Below are 19,103 nucleotides of genomic sequence, written 5' to 3' on the forward strand. Positions count from 1 at the left end.
GGATATGGGTATTTTACAAGATCTTGAATTTCGCGGTCTAATTAATCAGCAAACAGACGCTGAGGGCCTTGAGCAATTATTAGAAAAAGAAAGCGTTAAATTATACTGTGGTTTCGACCCGACAGCGGATAGCTTACACATCGGTCATATGTTACCAGTATTAATGTTACGTCGTTTCCAATTAGCTGGTCACCAACCAATCGCACTTGTTGGCGGTGGTACTGGTATGATCGGTGATCCAAGTGGTAAAAAAGCAGAGCGTACATTAAATACGAAAGATACAGTTGCTTACTACACAGAAAGCATTAAAAACCAACTTTCAAACTTCTTAGAGTTCGAAAACGTGGAAAACCCAGCAACAATGGCTAACAACTATGACTGGCTTGGTAACTTAGATGTCATTTCATTCTTACGCGATATCGGTAAAAACTTCGGTTTAAACTATATGTTAGCAAAAGATACAGTAGCATCTCGTTTAGAGACTGGTATTTCATTTACTGAGTTTAGTTACATGATTTTACAATCATACGACTTCTTAAACTTATACCAACACCATAATTGCCGCCTACAAATCGGTGGTAGTGACCAATGGGGTAACATTACAGCTGGTCTTGAATTAATCCGTAAATCAGAAGAAGATGCGAAAGCATTCGGTTTAACAATTCCACTTGTTACTAAATCTGACGGTACGAAGTTTGGTAAAACAGAAGGCGGCGCAATTTGGTTAGACCCAGAGAAAACAACTCCTTACGAGTTCTACCAATTCTGGATTAACACAGATGACCGTGATGTTGTTAAATACTTAAAATACTTTACATTCTTATCTCATGAAGAAATTCTTGAGCTTGAAAAGCAAGTAGCTGAAGCACCAGAAAAACGTGCAGCACAAAAAGCATTAGGTGCAGAAATGACAAAACTTGTTCACGGCGAAGAAGCATTAGAACAAGCGATTAAAATTTCAGCTGCATTATTCAGCGGTTCTGTAGCAGAACTAACTGCAAGCGAAATCGAGCAAGGATTCAAAGACGTACCATCTGTAGAACGTACTGCAGAAGATACAGTATTAATCGACTTACTTGTAGAAAGCAAAATCTCTCCATCAAAACGTCAAGCACGTGAAGATGTAACAAACGGCGCAATCTACGTAAACGGTGAGCGTACACAAGCATTAGACTACGTTGTAACAGAAAAAGACCGCATCGAAGGTAAATTCACAATCATTCGCCGCGGTAAAAAGAAATATTTCTTAATTCGTTACTAATCCGAAACGAATATAAACAAATAGTACCCCGAATTGTAGGCTGAAAAGTTTATGATTCGGGGTTTTTATGTATGGATTTAAAACGCCGCATCTTTTCTTTTAAATAGAATATAAAGAATTAATATGAGCATATAAAGTAAACTCACTAGCATAACGATAAATGCTGTTGGATAAAATTTTGCTGCGTATATAAAAAAATCGATTTGATAAATATCTTCGTAATTTGAAACGGTGCCTTTGAAGTAATTCGTAAACTTAGCGCTATATTTCCATTCATCAGGATCATCTATTAAATTACTTCCCTGATACCAATTAATAAGCGCGGAAGTAATAAACAACATACATGCACTGCCTAACTGAACCATTTGGTTTATTGTCAAAATGAATCAACCTCCTATTTTATGGTTATTATAGCGTGCATTCATATACTTGTAACCATTTTGTTGTAATCTCCTTTTCGAGTTCATACGGAAATCACATGTAAGCGGTATGATAAATGTATAACAACTAGAAAGGAGTGGTAAAACAAAATGTCACTAGAAGCGCTCATTATTTTTTCTTTGCTAAATGCGGGTCAGCTTGCAGAGAATTCGAAGGTGGATATACATAAAGAGCAGAAAGATGCTTATGTATATGTTCAGAAAGAGGAAAATAAATAATTTTATTTTATATATAAACGAAAAAAGCCAATCCACAGGATTGGCTTTTTGTCATTAACGAGAGTAGAACTCTACGATTAATGCTTCGTTGATTTCAGCTGGTAACTCAGCACGCTCAGCGTGACGAGTGTAAGTAGCTTCTAATTTGTCAGCATCGAAAGTTAAGTATTCTGGTACGAAGTTGTTAACTTCGATCGCTTCTTTAACAACAACAAGGTTGCTAGATTTTTCGCGAACGCTGATAGTTTGACCAGGTTTTACACGGTAAGATGGGATATCTACGCGAGCGCCATCAACCATGATGTGACCGTGGTTTACTAATTGGCGAGCTGCACGACGAGTGCGAGCTAAGCCCATACGGTAAACTAAGTTGTCAAGACGAGCTTCAAGAAGGATCATGAAGTTTTCGCCGTGCTTACCAGGCATTTTACCTGCTTGGTCAAATGTGCGACGGAATTGACGCTCAGTCATGCCGTACATGTGACGAAGTTTTTGTTTCTCTTGTAATTGTAAACCGTATTCTGAAAGTTTCTTACGTTGGTTAGGACCGTGAGGACCTGGTGCGTAAGGGCGTTTTTCTAATTCTTTTCCTGTGCCGCTTAGAGAGATTCCAAGACGACGAGACAGTTTCCAAGCTGGACCTGTATAACGAGCCATAGTTGACTCCTCCTTTAAAATGTTTTTATTTACGTAAAATAAAAACAGACGTAATCGATATTTACGGGCATTTTGTTTTCATGTACCTTCGCTCCAGCAGCAGGGAGTTACGAGATACACCTCCGTAGAGGAACAAAATACAAACGATAAACTCACATTACAAGGCTGCCTTTTTATTTTACACAAACGCTATTATATCTTTTACCCAGAGTTTCGTCAAGCGAGTACGTTTTTGTTTTATGCATATAAATTTTGGAAATGAACAAGAAGGAATTTAAAACGATATAAAAGAAGAGATAGAAACACAAATAAAACGCTTACATAAAATGAAGTAAAACGTTCATCAAAGTTTTAATGATGAATATGCGGCAATAAAAACATAAAAGGGGATGTTTTTATGAAAAAGAAGCATATGGAGACAGCGTTAATTCATCACGGTTATACATCAGAGGAACATAAAGGAAGTTTAACACCGCCTTTATTTCAAACGTCTACATTTACATTTGAGACTGCGCAGCAAGGAGAGGCAAGTTTTGCGGGAGTGGATCCATCTTATATTTACTCAAGACTTGGAAATCCGACTGTGAAATTATTCGAAGAACGTATGGCGGTGTTAGAAGGAGGAGAAGAAGCGCTTGCTTTCGGATCCGGTATGGCAGCTATTTCCGCAACGTTAATTGGTTTTCTAAAAGCTGGAGATCATATTATTTGTTCAAATGGATTATACGGCTGCACATACGGTTTTTTAGAAGTGTTAGAAGAAAAATTTATGATTACGCATTCGTTTTGTGATATGGAGACAGAGGCTGATATGGAAAATAAAATTCGCCCGAATACAAAGCTTATTTTCGTTGAAACACCGATTAATCCGACAATGAAATTAATTGATTTAAAACAAGTGATTCGGGTTGCGAAGCGAAATGGGTTACTTGTTATTGTTGATAATACGTTTTGTTCACCTTATTTACAAAGACCGCTTGAACTTGGCTGTGACGCGGTTGTTCATAGTGCGACAAAATATATTGGTGGTCACGGTGATGTTGTGGCGGGTGTAACAATTTGTAAAACGAAAGCGTTAGCTGAAAAAATCCGCCCGATGCGAAAAGATATCGGCGGTATTATGGCACCGTTTGACGCATGGTTATTGTTACGCGGATTAAAGACACTAGCAGTAAGAATGGATCGTCATTGTGATAATGCAGAAAAAATTGTATCGTTCCTAAAAAATCATGATGCGGTAGAAGGTGTTTGGTATCCAGAAGGAGAGTTAGCATCTCGCCAAATGAAACGTGGGGGCGGTGTTATATCTTTTTCAATTAAAGGCGGGAAAGAAGAGACGCAGGCGTTTATTAATGACCTTCACTTTATTACAATTGCGGTAAGTTTAGGAGATACAGAAACGTTAATTCAGCACCCAGCAACGATGACGCACGCCGCGATTCCAGCTGCGTTAAGACAAGAAATGGGCATTTATGATAATTTAATACGTTTATCTGTCGGTTTAGAATCGTGGGAGGATATTGTTTCTGATTTAGAGCAAGCGTTAAAGAAAATATCTACTGTTAGTAATCAATAAAAAAAGAGCTAGCTATCGGTTTTGTACGTCATGTACTTAATCGATAACTAGCTCTTTTTTGTTACATATGTTTTAGGAGTGTTTCCACAAACTTTTCTAAATAGCGCTGATCTACTTCGTCGAAACGGTTTTTTTCAGGGCTATCAATATCAAGTACACCAATGACATTCCCATCCTTAATAATCGGTACGACGATTTCTGAATTTGAAGCACTGTCGCAAGCGATGTGTCCTGGGAATTGATGAACGTCTGCTACAAGCTGTGTTGTTTTCGTTTCAGCTGCAACGCCGCAAACGCCTCGTCCAAATGGAATGCGCACGCAAGCAGGCATTCCTTGGAATGGTCCAAGAACAAGCTGATTTCCTTCTGTTACGTAAAAGCCAACCCAATTAACACGATCCAAAAATTGGTTTAATAATGCGGACGCATTTGATAAGTTTGCGACTACGTTTGATTCGCCAGTTAATAATGCATCCAGTTGTTTTATTACTGTCTCATATTGCTGCACGCGAGATCCTGTATAACTTTCTTTAGTAAACATGGAAACAGCTCCTTTTTTATCGAGATGTGTAAAATATTAGCAAAATACGATGTATTTCACATGACTTTGTCGATAGAAAATTAAAGGAATTTGTCTTAAAAGTCAAGAAATTTACACTATAGCTGTTCAGTGAGAGGAAGTGAGCGCATGAAACAGACGAAACAAAAAGTAATTGATGCGGCAATATCGTTGTTTAACACGAAAGGTTATGATGGAACGTCGGTGCGAGACATTGCAAAGCGAGCGGATGTGAATGTAGCGAATATTTCATATTATTTTGCTGGAAAGCAAGGCCTATTAGAGCAGCTTATTACTAATTTTTTAGAAGGGTATATTCATGTGATTGAAACGTCCTTTGAACAGAGAGAATATTTGTCGGCTAAAGATGTGATGGTGCAAATGGTGCGCGGGATTTTACGATATCAATTTGATAATAGGGAGCTGACACGTTTCTTTTACCGAGAGCTGTCGCTTGATACGACATTAATTCGCGAAGTGATGACCGTTTATTTTTCTAAAGAAAGATATTATATAGAGCAAATGATTAGACAAGGACAAATGAAACAAGAATTTAAAAAGGTATCTTTTACAATGTTTATGACGCAATTAAAAGGCATGATGAATATGCCGTTTTTATATCCGCAATATATATCAGAAGTGCTACATTCTTTTCCATCTGAGACCTTTTTCTTAGAAATGTACACGAAAGAAATTGAACAATGGATAGAACAAACATTATGTATAACGAATATGTATTATGAATGGCCAAGAGCTGTTCATATGTGAAAAATCCCCACCTAACGAACTGAGGTGGGGATTTTTGTGCTTTCTTTTCTTTTCTTTGCCATAAATTGTTGCATAATAGCGCGATAATTGTTAATGAGGCGCCCACAATTTCAATTTTGTCGACTGTATAACCTCGAAAGATGGAACCGATAAGTGCAAGTATAGGAACTAAATTCATAAATAATATGCCATTAATAGATGAAATATAGCGATTTCCTGCGTTCCAGCAAAATACTGCGATAACGCCTGCAATAATAGACATATATAAGAGTTCAAAACGAACGTTCATAATTGTCGATAGTGAAGGTACAGTAACGACGTTTGTATAAGTTAAAAAAGTGACGATAGTGATGAGTGAAATTGAGCCAAATAAACAAGTTAACGTCGTATACCTAAGTGGCGACCAAGATTGAAAACTAGCACCACCGTTTGTATAAATGACCCAGCAAGTAACGCCGCACAGCATAAGTATATTTGTTGAGAGATGGCTGGCAGCTCCAAATAATAAGTGAATATTTCCTTTTGAAATGACAAGCATAACACCGAATAATGCAACAAACATACAAAGGAATGTATAGTTTTGTGGGCGTTTATTTTTTGTTATCCACTGCAATAATAAAGCGATGAGTGGCATAAGAGACTGAATCATCGCGGCATGGATGGCTCCAGACGGTCCGGCAAGTTGTTGTCCATAGAAAACGAGAAAACCATATCCTGCGAAACCGACTGTTCCGTAAAAGAGTAACGAAAGTGTTTTCTTTTCTAAGCGGAGTGACTTTGTCCCTTCGGTAAGTAATAGCAGAATAAGAAAAATAATAGCTGCTGATCCATAGCGAATCGTTGTGAAGAAGAACGGATCGATAAACTGTAAGGCGTTTGCCATGACAGGAAACATAAATCCCCAAGCCGTTACGGCAAGTAAGCATAGGAGGGACCCGAGTAGCATTTGTTTTTTGTTCAAGAGTATCTTTCCCCTTTACATTTCGTTATAGTAAGTTGATGAAATAAGTATAAAGAGTAATTGTTTATAGAAGGAAATATCGATTTTTTATGACAGTTATAACTTTTTGTTAGAGGTGTGTACGATGGATCTAGAGGCAGTACAATCGTTTATTGAAGTGAAGAATACGCGAAGTTTATCAAAGGCGAGTAAGATTTTACATATTTCTCAGCCGGCGCTTAGTAAACAAATTCAAAGGTTAGAAGCGGATTTAGAGGTTACTTTATTAAAACGTTCCGCGCAAGGAGTCGAATTAACAAGTGCTGGAGAGTTATTCATAACAAGAATGTTACCGATTTTGGGACACATACATGAAGTGAAAGCCGAAATGAAGAAATTTCAAGAGAAGCGGAACATTTCTATAGGCATATTGCCAAGTTTAGCAGCACATTACATAGCGAAATGTAAAGATATATTAGGTGACGGGTTCGAAATAGAATGGAAAATTGAGCATACGAAAGTACTGATAGGACTTTTTAAAGAACGGAAGATTGAAGCGATGTTCATCGATTCAGTAGTAGAAGGTGCTACGTGTATAAAAGAAATACGAGAAGAAAAAATTGTGTGTGTCGTTTCAAATGATCATCTTTATAAAGAGAAAACAGTAATTCGAATGGAAGATTTGCAAAATGAAAAGTTAATCGTATACCCAGAAATCTGCGATGTAAGGAAAATGATTACGAATCTGTTTCAAGGGATAGGTGCGAAACCGATTATTGCATTTGAAACTTCTTATGCAGAACCGATGCTTGCGATGGTCAGTGCTGGACTTGGCATCACGTTACTTCCAGAAATAGCAGTAGAGCAAGCGGTAAGACAAGGAAATGTGCATGCGATTTCTATTGAACCGACAATTGTACGTAAAATATATTTCGCATCTCATATGGAAGAAGGCCCTTTGCTGCATTCATTTGATGATGAGAGGTAATCCAAACGGAATATTGAGAAAGATTACAATTGCATTGAAAGAAACATGAAATTTTAAAAAAACTAGGTCAAAAACAAACCATTACATGGTATGATTAGTACATTGTTAGTTGTTAAATATAGGGGAATTCCCTTTTTATACATAATGCCTTCCATTTCATAAACGGAACGGACAAAAAAAGAGATATAACTAGGAGGCTTTTTTGCATGGATTCTATCCTGACGATCGTTATCATTGTAGTAAGCTCTATTCTAGTGCTGCTCATGATAGAGCTTGTGATAAGAAATCGTTCATATAAAGATATTGAAGCACTTGAGCAGTGGAAACAAGAGATAAAAGATAAACCTGTGGCAGATGAACTAAAACGGGTGAAAGATTTAAATATGACGGGTCAAACAGAAGAACTGTTTGGTAAATGGCGTGAAGAATGGGATGAAATTGTATCAACAACCATTCCGAAAGCTGAAAAAGATTTAGCGCAAGCGCGAAAATTCGCCTCGCAATTCTCCTTCCGAAAAGCAAAGCATGCGATGAATGAATCCATAAGTGGTTTAGATGACGCTGATAATCGTATTACAGACATTTTAAATGAATTACAGCAATTGTTAGAAAGCCATGAAAAAAATAGCTCGGAAATCGAAGGGTTACGTGATACATATCGTAGTATGAAGAAGAGTGTTCTTGCTCATAGACATATGTATGGAGCAGCAGAGCAGAAAATCGAAGAGATGCTAGACGCTGAATCTGAGAAATTTAAAACCTTTGAAGAAGCAACAAACAATGGCGACTATTTAAAAGCGAGAGAAATTGTTATTAGTTTGGAAGAAGGTTTAGCAGATTTAGAAATCATTATTCACCAAATTCCAGATTTATTGGTAGAGTGTCAAGCGACGTTACCGGTTCAGTTGGAAGATTTATTACACGGACATAATGATATGGTAAGACAAGGTTATGTATTAGAGTATTTGGAAATTCCTAAAGAAGTTCGCGATATGAAGAAACAACTACAAATATGTTTAATGGATATACAGGAGCTTCACATAACAGAAGCGGCTGAAAAAGTAGAGAACTTAAAAACAAGTTTAGATAGCTTCTATGATCAACTAGAACAAGAAGTACATGCGAGACATTATGTGGAGCAAAAAACACTTTCTGTTTATGAAGACTTAGAAGAAATTCGCATTGAAACGATTGAAACAAAAGCAGAAACACAGCTCGTGAAACAAAGCTATCAGTTACAAGATAAGGACATTGAGTCTCAAAAAGTAATTGAAAAGCAAATGCACATTTTAATGAAACGTTTTGAAATGTTGCAATTACGGGTTGCGGAACAAGATATTGCCTTCTCTATTATTCGTGAGGAACTAGAAGAGATTTATGAGCAATGTGAAACATTAAAAGTACTTCATGCAGAATATAAAGAAATGCTGCAAACGATGCGCAAAGAAGAATTTGAAGCGCGTGAGAAGTTACAAGAAATGCGAAATACTATTTTCGAAACGAAACGCTTTATGCAAAAGTCGAATTTGCCAGGTCTTCCAGAGAGCATTATGGAAGATTTAAAAAGAGGACAAATGGCAATGCAAGCTGTATATGAGCAATTAGAAGTGAAGCCGTTAAATATGAATGCTGTAAATAGCAGTTTAGAAGAAGCTTACACAACTGTTAATGGTGTTGCTGAAATGACAGAAGAGTTAATTGGACAAGCGTATTTAGTTGAAAAATTAATTCAATACGGTAATCGTTACCGCAGTCATGATGAAAATCTTGCAGAGAGCTTAAATTATGCGGAGAAATTATTCCGTGAATATCAATACGATGCAGCTTTAGAACAAGCGGCTTCTGTACTAGAGCAACTTGAGCCTGGCGTTGTTCAAAAAATAGCTGAATATGTAGACAATGAACAAACCCTTTCATAAGGGTTTGTTTTTTGGTGTAATTTTGCAGGCGATGTTGCTATAATGAATAGCGGAATACAGTAAGGTTATTCGTTTTAAAATATAACGGAACCTTTGCGTAGTCTTAGCGTAATGACACGTATTTGTGATATGATTATATGATGTGACAGCGCTGAAAGGGGAAGAACGATGATCTATTTTGATAATAGTGCGACGACAAAGCCATATCCAGAAGCTCTTCAATCGTACGTAACGGTTGCGGGGAAATATTTTGGGAATCCTTCTTCTATTCATTCGCTTGGAGGAGAGGCAGAGCGTCTATTAACACAATCAAGAACAATTGCAGCGCAGCTTCTTCACGTTAAGCCTTCTGAAATTATTTTCACATCAGGTGGAACGGAAGGGAATAACCTTGCGATTAAAGGAATAGCGATGAGGAATCGTTCGCGCGGTAAACATATCATTACAACAAATATTGAACACGCGTCTGTGTTTGAAGCATATAAACAATTAGAAGATCTCGGTTTTGATGTAACATATTTACCGGTTAATGAGCATGGTGTTGTATCGGTAGAGGATGTAAAACGAGCGCTTCGTGAAGATACGATTCTTGTGTCAATTATTCACGTGAACAACGAGACTGGAGCAATTCAGCCTGTTGCTGAAATTGGAACGTTATTATCGAATTATCCGAAAATAAGATTCCATGTGGACCATGTACAAGGGATAGGAAAAGTACCGCTTAATTTATACGCTTCTCATATTGATCTTTGCTCAATATCTGGACATAAATTCCATAGTGTAAAAGGAACGGGTCTTCTTTATGTACGTGATGGCGTAAGGTTAGATCCAATTTTATCAGGTGGTCAACAAGAGCTGAAGTATCGCTCTGGTACAGAGAACTTACCTGGAATTGTAGCGATGGTGAAAGCACTTCGCATGACAATGGAGCAAGTGAAAGAAAAGGTAGCTCATTTGCAAAGTTTACAAGCAGAGCTTGTTCGTTTCTTTAAAGAGATGGAAGATGTAACGATTAATACGTCGCTTGCATATGCAGCACCACACATTTTAAATGTATCATTTGTAGGTTTAAAACCAGAAGTGGTCGTTCATGCTTTAGAAGAGCACGGTGTATATGTATCAACGAAATCTGCTTGTTCTTCAAAAGCAAATGAAGTGAGCAGAGTGTTAGTGTCAATGGGAGTACCACATGCCGCTGCTGCAAGTGCTATTCGCATTAGTTTGGCACCAGAAAACACGATGGAAGAAGTAAAGCAATTTGAAGGTATTGTGAAAGAGACGATGCCAAAATTATATGAAGTGATGAGGTAAAGGAATATGATGACATATGAATATATTTTAGTTCGTTATGGAGAGATGACGACTAAAGGTAAGAACCGTTCTAAATTTGTAAGCACATTAAAAGATAACGTAAAGTTCAAACTGAAAAAATTCCCAAATATTAAAATCGATGCAACACATGATCGTATGTATATCCAATTAAATGGCGAAGATCATGAAGCGGTATCTGAAAGATTAAAAGATGTGTTTGGTATTCATAAGTTTAACTTAGCGATGAAAGTACCATCAGAATTAGAAGACATTAAAAAAGGTGCATTAGCAGCTTTCTTACAAGTAAAAGGCGATGTGAAAACATTTAAAATTACTGTACACCGTTCTTATAAGCATTTCCCAATGAGAACGATGGAATTATTACCTGAGATTGGTGGACATATTCTAGAAAATACAGAAGATATTACTGTAGATGTTCATAATCCAGATGTAAATGTACGCGTAGAAATTCGCAGCGGTTATAGCTACATTATGTGTGATGAGCGTATGGGAGCTGGTGGTTTACCAGTTGGCGTTGGCGGAAAAGTAATGGTACTTCTGTCTGGCGGTATTGATAGCCCAGTAGCAGCGTACTTAACGATGAAACGCGGCGTATCTGTGGAAGCAGTTCACTTCCATAGCCCACCTTTCACAAGTGAGCGCGCAAAACAAAAAGTAATCGATTTAGCACAAGAGTTAACGAAATACTGTAAACGTGTAACACTTCACCTTGTTCCATTTACAGAAGTGCAAAAAACGATTAATAAAGAAATCCCATCTAGCTATTCAATGACAGTTATGCGCCGTATGATGATGCGTATTACAGAGCGTATCGCAGAGGAGCGTAACGCACTAGCAATCACGACTGGTGAAAGTCTTGGACAAGTAGCAAGTCAAACGTTAGATAGTATGCATACGATTAACGAAGTAACAAACTATCCAATTATTCGTCCGCTTATTACGATGGATAAATTAGAGATTATTAAAATCGCTGAAGAAATCGGCACATATGATATTTCAATTCGTCCGTACGAAGATTGCTGTACAGTATTCACACCAGCAAGCCCAGCGACGAAGCCGAAGCGTGAAAAAGCGAATCGTTTTGAAGCGAAATACGATTTCACACCATTAATCGATGAAGCTGTAGCGAACAAAGAAACAATGGTATTACAAACGGTAGAAGTAGTAGCGGAAGAAGAAAAATTCGAAGAACTTTTCTAAAACCATAAATTACCATATGTAAACCGTGTATGAAGTCATGTTATTTATCACACTCTATACTCACAAGGAGGTGATATAACATGGCACGTAGCACAAATAAATTAGCGGTTCCTGGTGCTGAATCAGCATTAGACCAAATGAAATACGAAATCGCTCAAGAGTTTGGTGTTCAACTTGGAGCTGATGCAACAGCTCGCGCTAACGGTTCTGTTGGTGGCGAAATCACTAAACGTCTAGTTTCACTAGCTGAGCAACAATTAGGCGGTTACCAAAAATAATCCCATATGATGGCTTAGAAAGAGCGGGTTCTCCCGCTCTTTCTTTTTTATGTTGTGGCGCCATTTGTCGGTAAATTGATATATTTAATTTTTTGTTAATATATTCTAAGTTGTGTTCGATATATTCGACAGAACTAAAAAATTTGTCAAAAGATGAGGGTTCAAAATTGACAGAAAATTCTTTATTATATAAGGGAGGCATAAAGAAAAAGGAGGATGTTTATGAAGAGAGAGGAATTGTTGGCACCACCGTCTTATAATTTAGTTTCTGAAATAGAGAAATATACAGGTGATAAAGAGAAGCTTGCTTTAATTTGGCAAGATGATAAAGGGAATCGCCGAGAAGTTACATACGCGGAGTTAATGAAAGGTGCAAATAAAATTGGAAACGCTTTTATAAAGAGTGGTCTGCAAAAAGGGGACAAGCTCCTCATTATGATGCCGCGTTTAATTGAAGCATACATGACGTATATCGCTGCGATTAAAGCAGGATTTGTCGTAATTCCGAGTTCGGAAATGTTACGCAAAAAGGATATTGAATACCGTATTGGACATGGGGAAGTAAAAGCAATCGTAAGTTATGAGCCGTACATTGGACAGTTTGATGATATAGAAGCGATGGAATCTCTTCAAAAATTCGTTCTGAGCGAGCAGTCAGTAGATGGATGGATGAATTTAAAAACAGCGTTAGAAACAGAAAGTGACATGTTAGAGATGGCAAAGACAGATAAAGAAGATATGGTCTTTTTATCTTACACGTCAGGAACGACAGGAAATCCAAAAGGTGTTGTTCATACACATGCGTGGGCATACGCTCATTTACGTACGAGCGCTCCAAATTGGCTCGGAATTGAAGAGAATGATGTTGTATGGGCAACAGCTAGTCCAGGATGGCAAAAGTGGATTTGGAGTCCGTTTTTAGCAACTCTAGGCTCGGGGGCAACAGGATTTGTATACCACGGTAAGTTTGAACCAAAAACGTATTTAAATTTATTAGACGATAATAAGGTGAATGTGCTTTGTTGTACGCCAACTGAGTATAGATTAATGGCAAAGGTAGAAAATTTAAGCGAGTACAATTTAGAAGCGTTACATAGCGCTGTATCCGCAGGTGAGCCGTTAAATAGAGAAGTCATTGAAACGTTCCAAAAGCACTTTCATATTACAGTAAGAGACGGCTATGGGCAAACGGAAAATACATTGCTTGTTGGTGTAATGAAAGGGATGGATATTAGACCAGGATCAATGGGGAAACCGACGCCGGGTAACCACGTTGATATTGTAAATGAGGAAGGTATTCCAGTGAAAGTAGGCGAAGTTGGTGATATTGCAGTTCACATTGAAACGCCGGCCCTCTTTAAACAATATTACAAAGACGATGAGCGTACAGCGATGCAATTCCGCGGTGATTATTATATTACAGGTGATAAAGCGAAAAAAGATGAAGACGGCTATTTCTGGTTTGAAGGGCGCGGTGATGATATTATTATTAGCTCTGGTTATACAATCGGGCCGTTTGAAGTAGAAGATGCGCTCGTAAAGCACCCTTACGTGAGAGAATGTGCGGTTGTCGCAAGTCCTGATGAAATTCGCGGAAGTGTCGTGAAGGCATTTATCGTATTAAGAGAGAATATAGAAAAGAACGAAGAAACATTAATTCCAATACTCCAACAACACGTCAAAGAACTTACTGCACCATATAAATACCCTCGCAAAATTGAATTTGTAGATGAACTACCAAAAACGATTTCTGGAAAAATCCGCCGTATTGAGCTTAGAAAACAAGAGATGGAGATTCCGTCAAAATAAATTTGAAAACAGTGAAGGAAATAGTTGAATGAAATGGCAAACAATGATAATATAAAAACGAACACAAGTTCGATTTTATAAATTGAAAAAAGAGGTGTCCGTATGATTTTAGGTATTAATCCGTACTTAGTTTTAGATGGTAGTGGGCAAGAAGCTGTACAGTTTTATAAAGAGGCGTTAGATGCAAAAGTGGAAGTCATGCAAACTTTTGGTGATATGCCTGAAAATCCAGAATACCCGGTTCCAGCTGAAGCGAAAGAACGCGTTTTACACGCTACTTTAAAAGTTGGTAATACGGATCTTATGATTTCTGATACATTCCCAGGTCAAGGGCATGCAATTGGATCTCAAGTAACAATCGCAATTCAAATTAGTAACGTAGAAAAAGCGAAAGAAGTATTCGATAAGTTACAAGAAGGTGGCGAAGTTATTATGCCCCTTCAAGAAACGTTCTGGAGCCCAGCATACGGACAAGTAAAAGATAAATTTAATATTGAATGGCAAGTTACAACGTCTACTACTGAACAAAAGTAATGTTTAGAAAAGCACCATGTTTTGAAATGGTGCTTTTTTTTATACAATAAAAAATAAAGGGGATGAAATATATGGGGGAAATTTGGTATGGCGGCACCATTTACACAATGAGAGAAGAAAATGAAAAAGTGGACGCTGTTTACGTTGAAAACGGTATGATTGTTGATGTTGGAAGTAAAGAAGAGTTAGAAAGCCGATATGCTGCGGTTACATTGCATAATTTAGAAGGCAAAACAATGATTCCAGGTCTCGTTGATAGCCATATGCATCTTATTGGTCACGGGGAGAGATTACTTCGTCTAGATTTATCAAATTGCACATCATATAGCGAAGTGCTTACTCTCGTTCAGAAGCGCGTAGAAAAAGCCCCAAAAGGTTCTTGGATTATTGGAGAAGGCTGGAATGAGAATAACTTTACAGATACGAAAGATGTTCACGCAAAAGATTTAGATGCAATTTCAAGAGAACATCCCATTTTATTAAAGCGCGTTTGTCGCCATGTTACATGGGTGAATTCATACATACTGCAAGAAGCGAACATAACAGAAAAGGCAGAAGATCCGAAAGGCGGGAAAGTTGGACGGGACTCATTCAATAAATTAAAAGGACTTTTATATGAACAAGGCCAAGAGTTAATCAAACATGTCCAGCCTGAAATTGATGAAGCCTACTTACAAAGTGCTTTGCAAACAGCAATTAAAGACTGCTGGCAATATGGACTCGTTGGCGGGCATACGGAAGATTTAAATTATTACGGTGGATTTAGAAAAGTGCATAATGCGTTTTCTCATGTTATAAAAGAAATGCCATTTAAAGCACATTTACTCGTTCACCATGAAGTAGCACATGAACGAAAAGAATATGAAAATGAGCATTATATTGAGTTTGGGGCAATGAAAATTTTTTCTGACGGTTCTTTTGGCGGAAGAACAGCTTTATTAAGTGAACCGTATGAAGATGCGAGAGAAACAAATGGAGTTGCCATTTTCTCACGTGAAGAACTTGCGGAATTAGTGAAGAAAGCACGAGACTTACATATGCCAGTTGCGATTCATACTATCGGTGACTTATCGCTTGAATATGTCATTGATGCGCTTGAATTGTATCCGCCAGCAAAAGGATTACGCGACCGTATTATTCATTGTCAGCTAGCTCGTGAAGAGTTGATTGAAAGAATGAAAAACTTGCAAGCCATTATTGATATACAACCAGTCTTTGTTTCATCAGATTTTCCATCAGTCATTGAAAAACTAGGCGAGCACCGTCTTCGTTATGCGTATGCTTGGAAGACGTTACTGGAAGCGGGATTACACTGTAACGGGGGATCTGATGCTCCGATCGAGCAAGTAAATCCGTTTCTAGGCATATATAGCGCTGTTACACGTAGAAGTTTTATTGACGGTTTATGTTATATGCCAGAAGAAAGATTAACGGTATATGAGGCTGTTTCTTTATTTACAACAGGAAGTGCCTATGCAATCGGAAAAGAAGCGAAGCGAGGGCAAATTACAAAAGGATATGAGGCAGACTTTACAATATTAGACCGCGATATTTTTGAAATAGAGGCAGAGGAAATAAAAGAAGTACAAGTAGAGATGACCGTAATAGATGGCAAAGTCGTTTATAGAAAAGGTGCGTGAAAATATATGAGCGATTATCGGAATATATCGACCGTAACCTGAATTATATCAGCGATTATTGAAATATATCGACCGTAACTCCAAATATATGAGCGATTATTAGAATATATCGACTTACCGACAAAAACTGACAAGAATATCGGCCGGATAGCGAGAGGTTGTTGCTCGCGCCAATCGGGGTAAATAAATAACCGTAGAATTATGGGCCACCATAATTCTACGGTTATTTTAATCTTATAAAAACGTTCTCTGTACTTTTTCCCAGAAAGAGTTGTTTTTTAATTTAACTGTTTTAATTTGTTTATCGCTTAAGCGTACAACAGCTTTTTCCACTTGTTTAATGCTAAGCGCTTCGTTATCCATGCCGATAACAGGATAATCGTTACCGTCTGGTCTTAGTTTTAAAGTTAATGTACGTTCGTGATTTAAAATGAACGGTGAACCAAGTGTACGATATGTGTTGTTATTTAAAGATGCCAATTCACTTACTTGGAAGCAAGGGATAAGCGGGTCAACAACTGCACCACGTAACGATTTATTGTAAGCTGTACTTCCTGTTGGGGTAGAAACAACTAAACCGTCACCTCTAAAAGTTTCGAAATATAAATCATCAACGTGAACATCTACAACGAACGTTTTAATAATGCTAGAACGTAATGAGAACTCATTTAAACAATGGAAAGATGTGCTACCATCTACATCTACCTCAATTGTTGGATATTTTCGCACTTCAATTTCATTTTTTGTAATTTCTTGAAGGGCTGTATCAACGTGATCAATATGGAAATCGCAGTAGAATGAAATTTCATCTTTCGTAGAAATCCCTGCGTATAAGCAATCTTCCCTAAAACCAGTTTTACGAACGGCTTGTAAGAAAGTTGCATCATCTCCAACACTGACGATAGCGTTTGTATTTTTTGGATGATCTAATATGGTGAATCCATTCTCTTCTAAAATACGATAGATTGGTTTCATTTTTTCAACGAGCTTTGCTTTGTCATCACCATAAAAGAAAAATAAATTGCGACGATCTGCCATTATGTATCCCTCCACTGCAGTTAAATTTTCTATGCTTCGTGCTACATATCATTAGAGTCCGTTCCCTGACGATATGTTCAAATAATATATTTCGATATAAATTGTCAAAATACCTTTTTATTTTTAGAAAAATTTTTATATTCAATCTTATGAAACGCTGTTTAATGATGAATAAAGTTGTCGATAATGGGTACGGAGTGAAAGGATGATACGTATGAAGTGGCTCGTAATTGGAATAATAATTCTTCTCCTTTTTATTTTGTTTATACTATTGTCGAAAATAAAGCTTAAAGTGACATTTTTATATTCAGAAATGGAAAAGCAATGTTTGCTTCAAGTGAAAATATGGATGATTCGATATACATTTGATGTGTTGGAAAGAATTGAGAAACAGCAGAAGAAAACAGGACAAAAAATCGAAAAAGCTGAAGAGGACGGCGGACTAGACAATAAAATTATGGCACAACTTGATAGTATGGGGGAACTGATAAAAAAGCTTCAAGAAGTTCATACTATTGTTAAAGATTTTCTCAAACGAGTGAAAATCAATGGTTGGAAATGGCATACACAAATTGGAGCAGGCGACGCAGCTAGTACTGGAATTGTCACAGGATATGCATGGGGGACAAAAGGAATGGCTGCTGGAGTTGTAGGACAATATATGCATATTGTCGACGTACCAGAATTTGAAATTACTCCTGTTTTTCAAGGGAAAGGATTTGCATCAAGATGTGAGTTAACAGCATCTTTTCGTATATTCCGTACTATAAAAACAGCGGTGAAATTACTCGTGTTTATGAGAAGACAAAGATCTGGTACGACAGAAAAATCTGTTCAAGCATAGGGGGGATATAGAATGGACCATCCAATTCAAGGTTTAATGACAACTGCAATGCAGCATTTAAAACAAATGACTGATGTAAATACAATTGTCGGCGATCCAATTAAAGCTGCTGATGGAAGTGTAATTCTTACCGTTTCAAAAGTTAGCTTCGGATTTGCGGCTGGTGGAAGTGAATTTGGTAAAATAGAACATTCAGGCCGCCATCCATTTGGCGGGGGAAGCGGTGGAGGAGTTTCTATTAATCCTGTTGCTTTTCTTGTTATAAATGGAGAAGGCGTAAAAGTGTTGCACTTAGATAAGCAAACACACGTCATCGATAAAATAATTGAATTAGCGCCACAAGCTGTTGATAAAGTGAAAGAAATGATGGATAAACGAAAAGAAGACGATCCTGAATTTCAAATTTAACGAATAAAGAAGCTGATCAATAGATTAGCTTCTTTAATTTTTTTGTAAATAAAGCGATTTTATTTGCATTATCGATAGGGACAAACTATCATTTACATTGTACATATTTTGTTTAAATAAGGGAGGATTTTCAAGTGGCAAACGTAACTTTTAAAGGTAACCCAATGACTTTAGTTGGAACAGAAGTTAAAGTTGGCGATCAAGCGCCAAACTTCCAAGTGTTAGCAAATGACTTATCTCCAGTAAGTTTAGAAACATACAAAGGTGAAGTGAAATTAATTAGTGTTGTACCTTCTATCGACACAGGTGTATGTGATGCACAAACACGTCGTTTTAACCAAGATGCAGCAGGTATTGAAAACGCGAAAGTATTAACGATTAGCGCTGACTTACCATTCGCTCAAAAACGTTGGTGTGCAGCAAACGGTTTAGAAAATGTTGTTACACTTTCTGACCACCGTGACCTTTCATTCGGTGAAGCTTACGGCTTAGTAATGAAAGAGCTTCGTTTACTTGCTCGTGCAGTATTCGTAGTAGATAGCAATGACAAAGTAGTTTACGTAGAATACGTAAGCGAAGGTACAAGCCATCCAAACTATGAAGCAGCATTAGAAGCAGCAAAAGCTGCAAAATAATGTGAACGAAGATGACCTCTTTGTAAGAGGTCGTCTTCTCTCATATATTGCTATATGG

At 37.5% G+C, this 19,103-nt stretch carries 19 protein-coding genes and 1 pseudogene; 15 read left to right on the top strand and 5 right to left on the bottom strand.

What is annotated here, in order from left to right; translation table 11 throughout:
• Positions 1-4: 4 nt before the first annotated feature.
• The gene (gene tyrS, locus QCI47_RS04060) at positions 5-1,261 is read left to right on the top strand and encodes a tyrosine--tRNA ligase (protein WP_000512096.1); all 1,257 of its coding nucleotides are present in this window, start codon (positions 5-7) and stop codon (positions 1,259-1,261) included.
• Positions 1,262-1,338: 77 nt separating this feature from the next.
• On the opposite strand, the gene QCI47_RS04065 is transcribed toward tyrS, so the two are convergent.
• A complete protein-coding gene (locus QCI47_RS04065) occupies positions 1,339-1,641 on the bottom strand; it encodes a YjdJ family protein (protein WP_000154634.1) in 303 nt (100 codons plus the stop codon).
• Positions 1,642-1,791: 150 nt separating this feature from the next.
• Between QCI47_RS04065 and QCI47_RS04070 the strand changes: the two genes are divergently transcribed.
• Entirely contained in the window at positions 1,792-1,920 is a 129-nt protein-coding gene (locus tag QCI47_RS04070) for a hypothetical protein (protein WP_000050940.1), read from the top strand.
• Between the two features lie 54 nt (positions 1,921-1,974).
• Here the strand turns inward: QCI47_RS04070 and rpsD are convergent, their stop codons facing one another.
• Positions 1,975-2,577, bottom strand: coding sequence for a 30S ribosomal protein S4 (gene rpsD / locus QCI47_RS04075; RefSeq protein WP_000135319.1), 603 nt, complete (start codon positions 2,575-2,577; stop codon positions 1,975-1,977).
• Between the two features lie 397 nt (positions 2,578-2,974).
• On the opposite strand from rpsD, the gene megL reads away from it, so the two are divergent.
• On the top strand, positions 2,975-4,153 hold the full coding sequence (gene megL / locus QCI47_RS04080; RefSeq protein WP_000726590.1) for a methionine gamma-lyase: 1,179 nt from the start codon (positions 2,975-2,977) through the stop codon (positions 4,151-4,153).
• A 61-nt stretch (positions 4,154-4,214) separates the two neighbouring features.
• On the opposite strand, the gene QCI47_RS04085 is transcribed toward megL, so the two are convergent.
• On the bottom strand, positions 4,215-4,694 hold the full coding sequence (locus QCI47_RS04085) for a GAF domain-containing protein (RefSeq protein WP_000494346.1): 480 nt from the start codon (positions 4,692-4,694) through the stop codon (positions 4,215-4,217).
• Between the two features lie 147 nt (positions 4,695-4,841).
• Here QCI47_RS04085 and refZ point away from each other — a divergent pair, with 147 nt between their 5' ends.
• Positions 4,842-5,480, top strand: a complete 639-nt coding sequence (gene refZ / locus QCI47_RS04090) for a forespore capture DNA-binding protein RefZ (RefSeq protein WP_000814932.1) — start codon at positions 4,842-4,844, stop codon at positions 5,478-5,480.
• Positions 5,481-5,491: 11 nt separating this feature from the next.
• On the opposite strand, the pseudogene QCI47_RS04095 reads toward refZ, so the two are convergent.
• Positions 5,492-6,441 (bottom strand): annotated as a pseudogene (locus QCI47_RS04095) (DMT family transporter).
• Positions 6,442-6,565: 124 nt separating this feature from the next.
• On the opposite strand from QCI47_RS04095, the gene QCI47_RS04100 reads away from it, so the two are divergent.
• The 8 genes from QCI47_RS04100 to QCI47_RS04135 all read left to right on the top strand — a co-directional run bounded on the left by QCI47_RS04100 (position 6,566) and on the right by QCI47_RS04135 (position 16,120).
• Positions 6,566-7,408, top strand: coding sequence for a LysR family transcriptional regulator (locus QCI47_RS04100; protein WP_309422318.1), 843 nt, complete (start codon positions 6,566-6,568; stop codon positions 7,406-7,408).
• Positions 7,409-7,614: 206 nt separating this feature from the next.
• A complete protein-coding gene (ezrA, locus tag QCI47_RS04105; protein ID WP_000377297.1) occupies positions 7,615-9,327 on the top strand; it encodes a septation ring formation regulator EzrA in 1,713 nt (570 codons plus the stop codon).
• A 168-nt stretch (positions 9,328-9,495) separates the two neighbouring features.
• Positions 9,496-10,638, top strand: coding sequence for a cysteine desulfurase family protein (locus QCI47_RS04110; protein ID WP_000638965.1), 1,143 nt, complete (start codon positions 9,496-9,498; stop codon positions 10,636-10,638).
• Positions 10,639-10,644: 6 nt separating this feature from the next.
• Entirely contained in the window at positions 10,645-11,859 is a 1,215-nt protein-coding gene (thiI, locus tag QCI47_RS04115) for a tRNA uracil 4-sulfurtransferase ThiI (protein ID WP_000989282.1), read from the top strand.
• 80 nt (positions 11,860-11,939) lie between these two features.
• Positions 11,940-12,137: an alpha/beta-type small acid-soluble spore protein gene (locus tag QCI47_RS04120; protein ID WP_000124489.1), complete on the top strand. Its 198-nt coding sequence runs from the start codon at positions 11,940-11,942 to the stop codon at positions 12,135-12,137.
• A gap of 222 nt (positions 12,138-12,359) precedes the next feature.
• A complete protein-coding gene (mbcS, locus tag QCI47_RS04125) occupies positions 12,360-13,946 on the top strand; it encodes an acyl-CoA synthetase MbcS (RefSeq protein WP_000817751.1) in 1,587 nt (528 codons plus the stop codon).
• Positions 13,947-14,048: 102 nt separating this feature from the next.
• Positions 14,049-14,480 (top strand): VOC family protein, encoded by a 432-nt coding sequence (locus QCI47_RS04130; RefSeq protein ID WP_017560209.1) that lies wholly within the window; start codon positions 14,049-14,051, stop codon positions 14,478-14,480.
• Between the two features lie 71 nt (positions 14,481-14,551).
• Positions 14,552-16,120 (top strand): amidohydrolase, encoded by a 1,569-nt coding sequence (locus QCI47_RS04135; protein ID WP_309422316.1) that lies wholly within the window; start codon positions 14,552-14,554, stop codon positions 16,118-16,120.
• Positions 16,121-16,354: 234 nt separating this feature from the next.
• Here the strand turns inward: QCI47_RS04135 and QCI47_RS04140 are convergent, their stop codons facing one another.
• Positions 16,355-17,158: an NAD kinase gene (locus QCI47_RS04140; protein WP_309422315.1), complete on the bottom strand. Its 804-nt coding sequence runs from the start codon at positions 17,156-17,158 to the stop codon at positions 16,355-16,357.
• 205 nt (positions 17,159-17,363) lie between these two features.
• Between QCI47_RS04140 and QCI47_RS04145 the strand changes: the two genes are divergently transcribed.
• From QCI47_RS04145 to tpx, 3 genes are all read left to right on the top strand, one after another.
• Positions 17,364-18,002 (top strand): DUF2953 domain-containing protein, encoded by a 639-nt coding sequence (locus tag QCI47_RS04145; protein WP_000620650.1) that lies wholly within the window; start codon positions 17,364-17,366, stop codon positions 18,000-18,002.
• 12 nt (positions 18,003-18,014) lie between these two features.
• The gene (gene ytfJ, locus QCI47_RS04150) at positions 18,015-18,410 is read left to right on the top strand and encodes a GerW family sporulation protein (protein ID WP_000350002.1); all 396 of its coding nucleotides are present in this window, start codon (positions 18,015-18,017) and stop codon (positions 18,408-18,410) included.
• Positions 18,411-18,544: 134 nt separating this feature from the next.
• Positions 18,545-19,045 carry a thiol peroxidase gene (tpx, locus tag QCI47_RS04155; protein ID WP_000024528.1) on the top strand — a complete coding sequence of 167 codons (501 nt, stop codon included), beginning with the start codon at positions 18,545-18,547 and terminating at the stop codon, positions 19,043-19,045.
• Positions 19,046-19,103 lie beyond the last annotated feature (58 nt).

Source organism: Bacillus cereus group sp. RP29, from assembly GCF_040459765.1.
In the GTDB taxonomy this organism is placed as follows: domain Bacteria; phylum Bacillota; class Bacilli; order Bacillales; family Bacillaceae_G; genus Bacillus_A; species Bacillus_A paranthracis.

What these genes read in the sequence shown, in the direction of transcription:
- tyrS (WP_000512096.1), top strand. Translation starts at nt 5, where the DNA reads ATGGGTATTTTACAAGATCTTGAATTTCGCGGTCTAATTAATCAGCAA.
- QCI47_RS04070 (WP_000050940.1), top strand. Translation starts at nt 1,792, where the DNA reads ATGTCACTAGAAGCGCTCATTATTTTTTCTTTGCTAAATGCGGGTCAG.
- rpsD (WP_000135319.1), bottom strand. Translation starts at nt 2,577, where the DNA reads ATGGCTCGTTATACAGGTCCAGCTTGGAAACTGTCTCGTCGTCTTGGA.
- megL (WP_000726590.1), top strand. Translation starts at nt 2,975, where the DNA reads ATGAAAAAGAAGCATATGGAGACAGCGTTAATTCATCACGGTTATACA.
- QCI47_RS04085 (WP_000494346.1), bottom strand. Translation starts at nt 4,694, where the DNA reads ATGTTTACTAAAGAAAGTTATACAGGATCTCGCGTGCAGCAATATGAG.
- refZ (WP_000814932.1), top strand. Translation starts at nt 4,842, where the DNA reads ATGAAACAGACGAAACAAAAAGTAATTGATGCGGCAATATCGTTGTTT.
- QCI47_RS04100 (WP_309422318.1), top strand. Translation starts at nt 6,566, where the DNA reads ATGGATCTAGAGGCAGTACAATCGTTTATTGAAGTGAAGAATACGCGA.
- ezrA (WP_000377297.1), top strand. Translation starts at nt 7,615, where the DNA reads ATGGATTCTATCCTGACGATCGTTATCATTGTAGTAAGCTCTATTCTA.
- QCI47_RS04110 (WP_000638965.1), top strand. Translation starts at nt 9,496, where the DNA reads ATGATCTATTTTGATAATAGTGCGACGACAAAGCCATATCCAGAAGCT.
- thiI (WP_000989282.1), top strand. Translation starts at nt 10,645, where the DNA reads ATGATGACATATGAATATATTTTAGTTCGTTATGGAGAGATGACGACT.
- QCI47_RS04120 (WP_000124489.1), top strand. Translation starts at nt 11,940, where the DNA reads ATGGCACGTAGCACAAATAAATTAGCGGTTCCTGGTGCTGAATCAGCA.
- mbcS (WP_000817751.1), top strand. Translation starts at nt 12,360, where the DNA reads ATGAAGAGAGAGGAATTGTTGGCACCACCGTCTTATAATTTAGTTTCT.
- QCI47_RS04130 (WP_017560209.1), top strand. Translation starts at nt 14,049, where the DNA reads ATGATTTTAGGTATTAATCCGTACTTAGTTTTAGATGGTAGTGGGCAA.
- QCI47_RS04135 (WP_309422316.1), top strand. Translation starts at nt 14,552, where the DNA reads ATGGGGGAAATTTGGTATGGCGGCACCATTTACACAATGAGAGAAGAA.
- QCI47_RS04140 (WP_309422315.1), bottom strand. Translation starts at nt 17,158, where the DNA reads ATGGCAGATCGTCGCAATTTATTTTTCTTTTATGGTGATGACAAAGCA.
- QCI47_RS04145 (WP_000620650.1), top strand. Translation starts at nt 17,364, where the DNA reads ATGATACGTATGAAGTGGCTCGTAATTGGAATAATAATTCTTCTCCTT.
- ytfJ (WP_000350002.1), top strand. Translation starts at nt 18,015, where the DNA reads ATGGACCATCCAATTCAAGGTTTAATGACAACTGCAATGCAGCATTTA.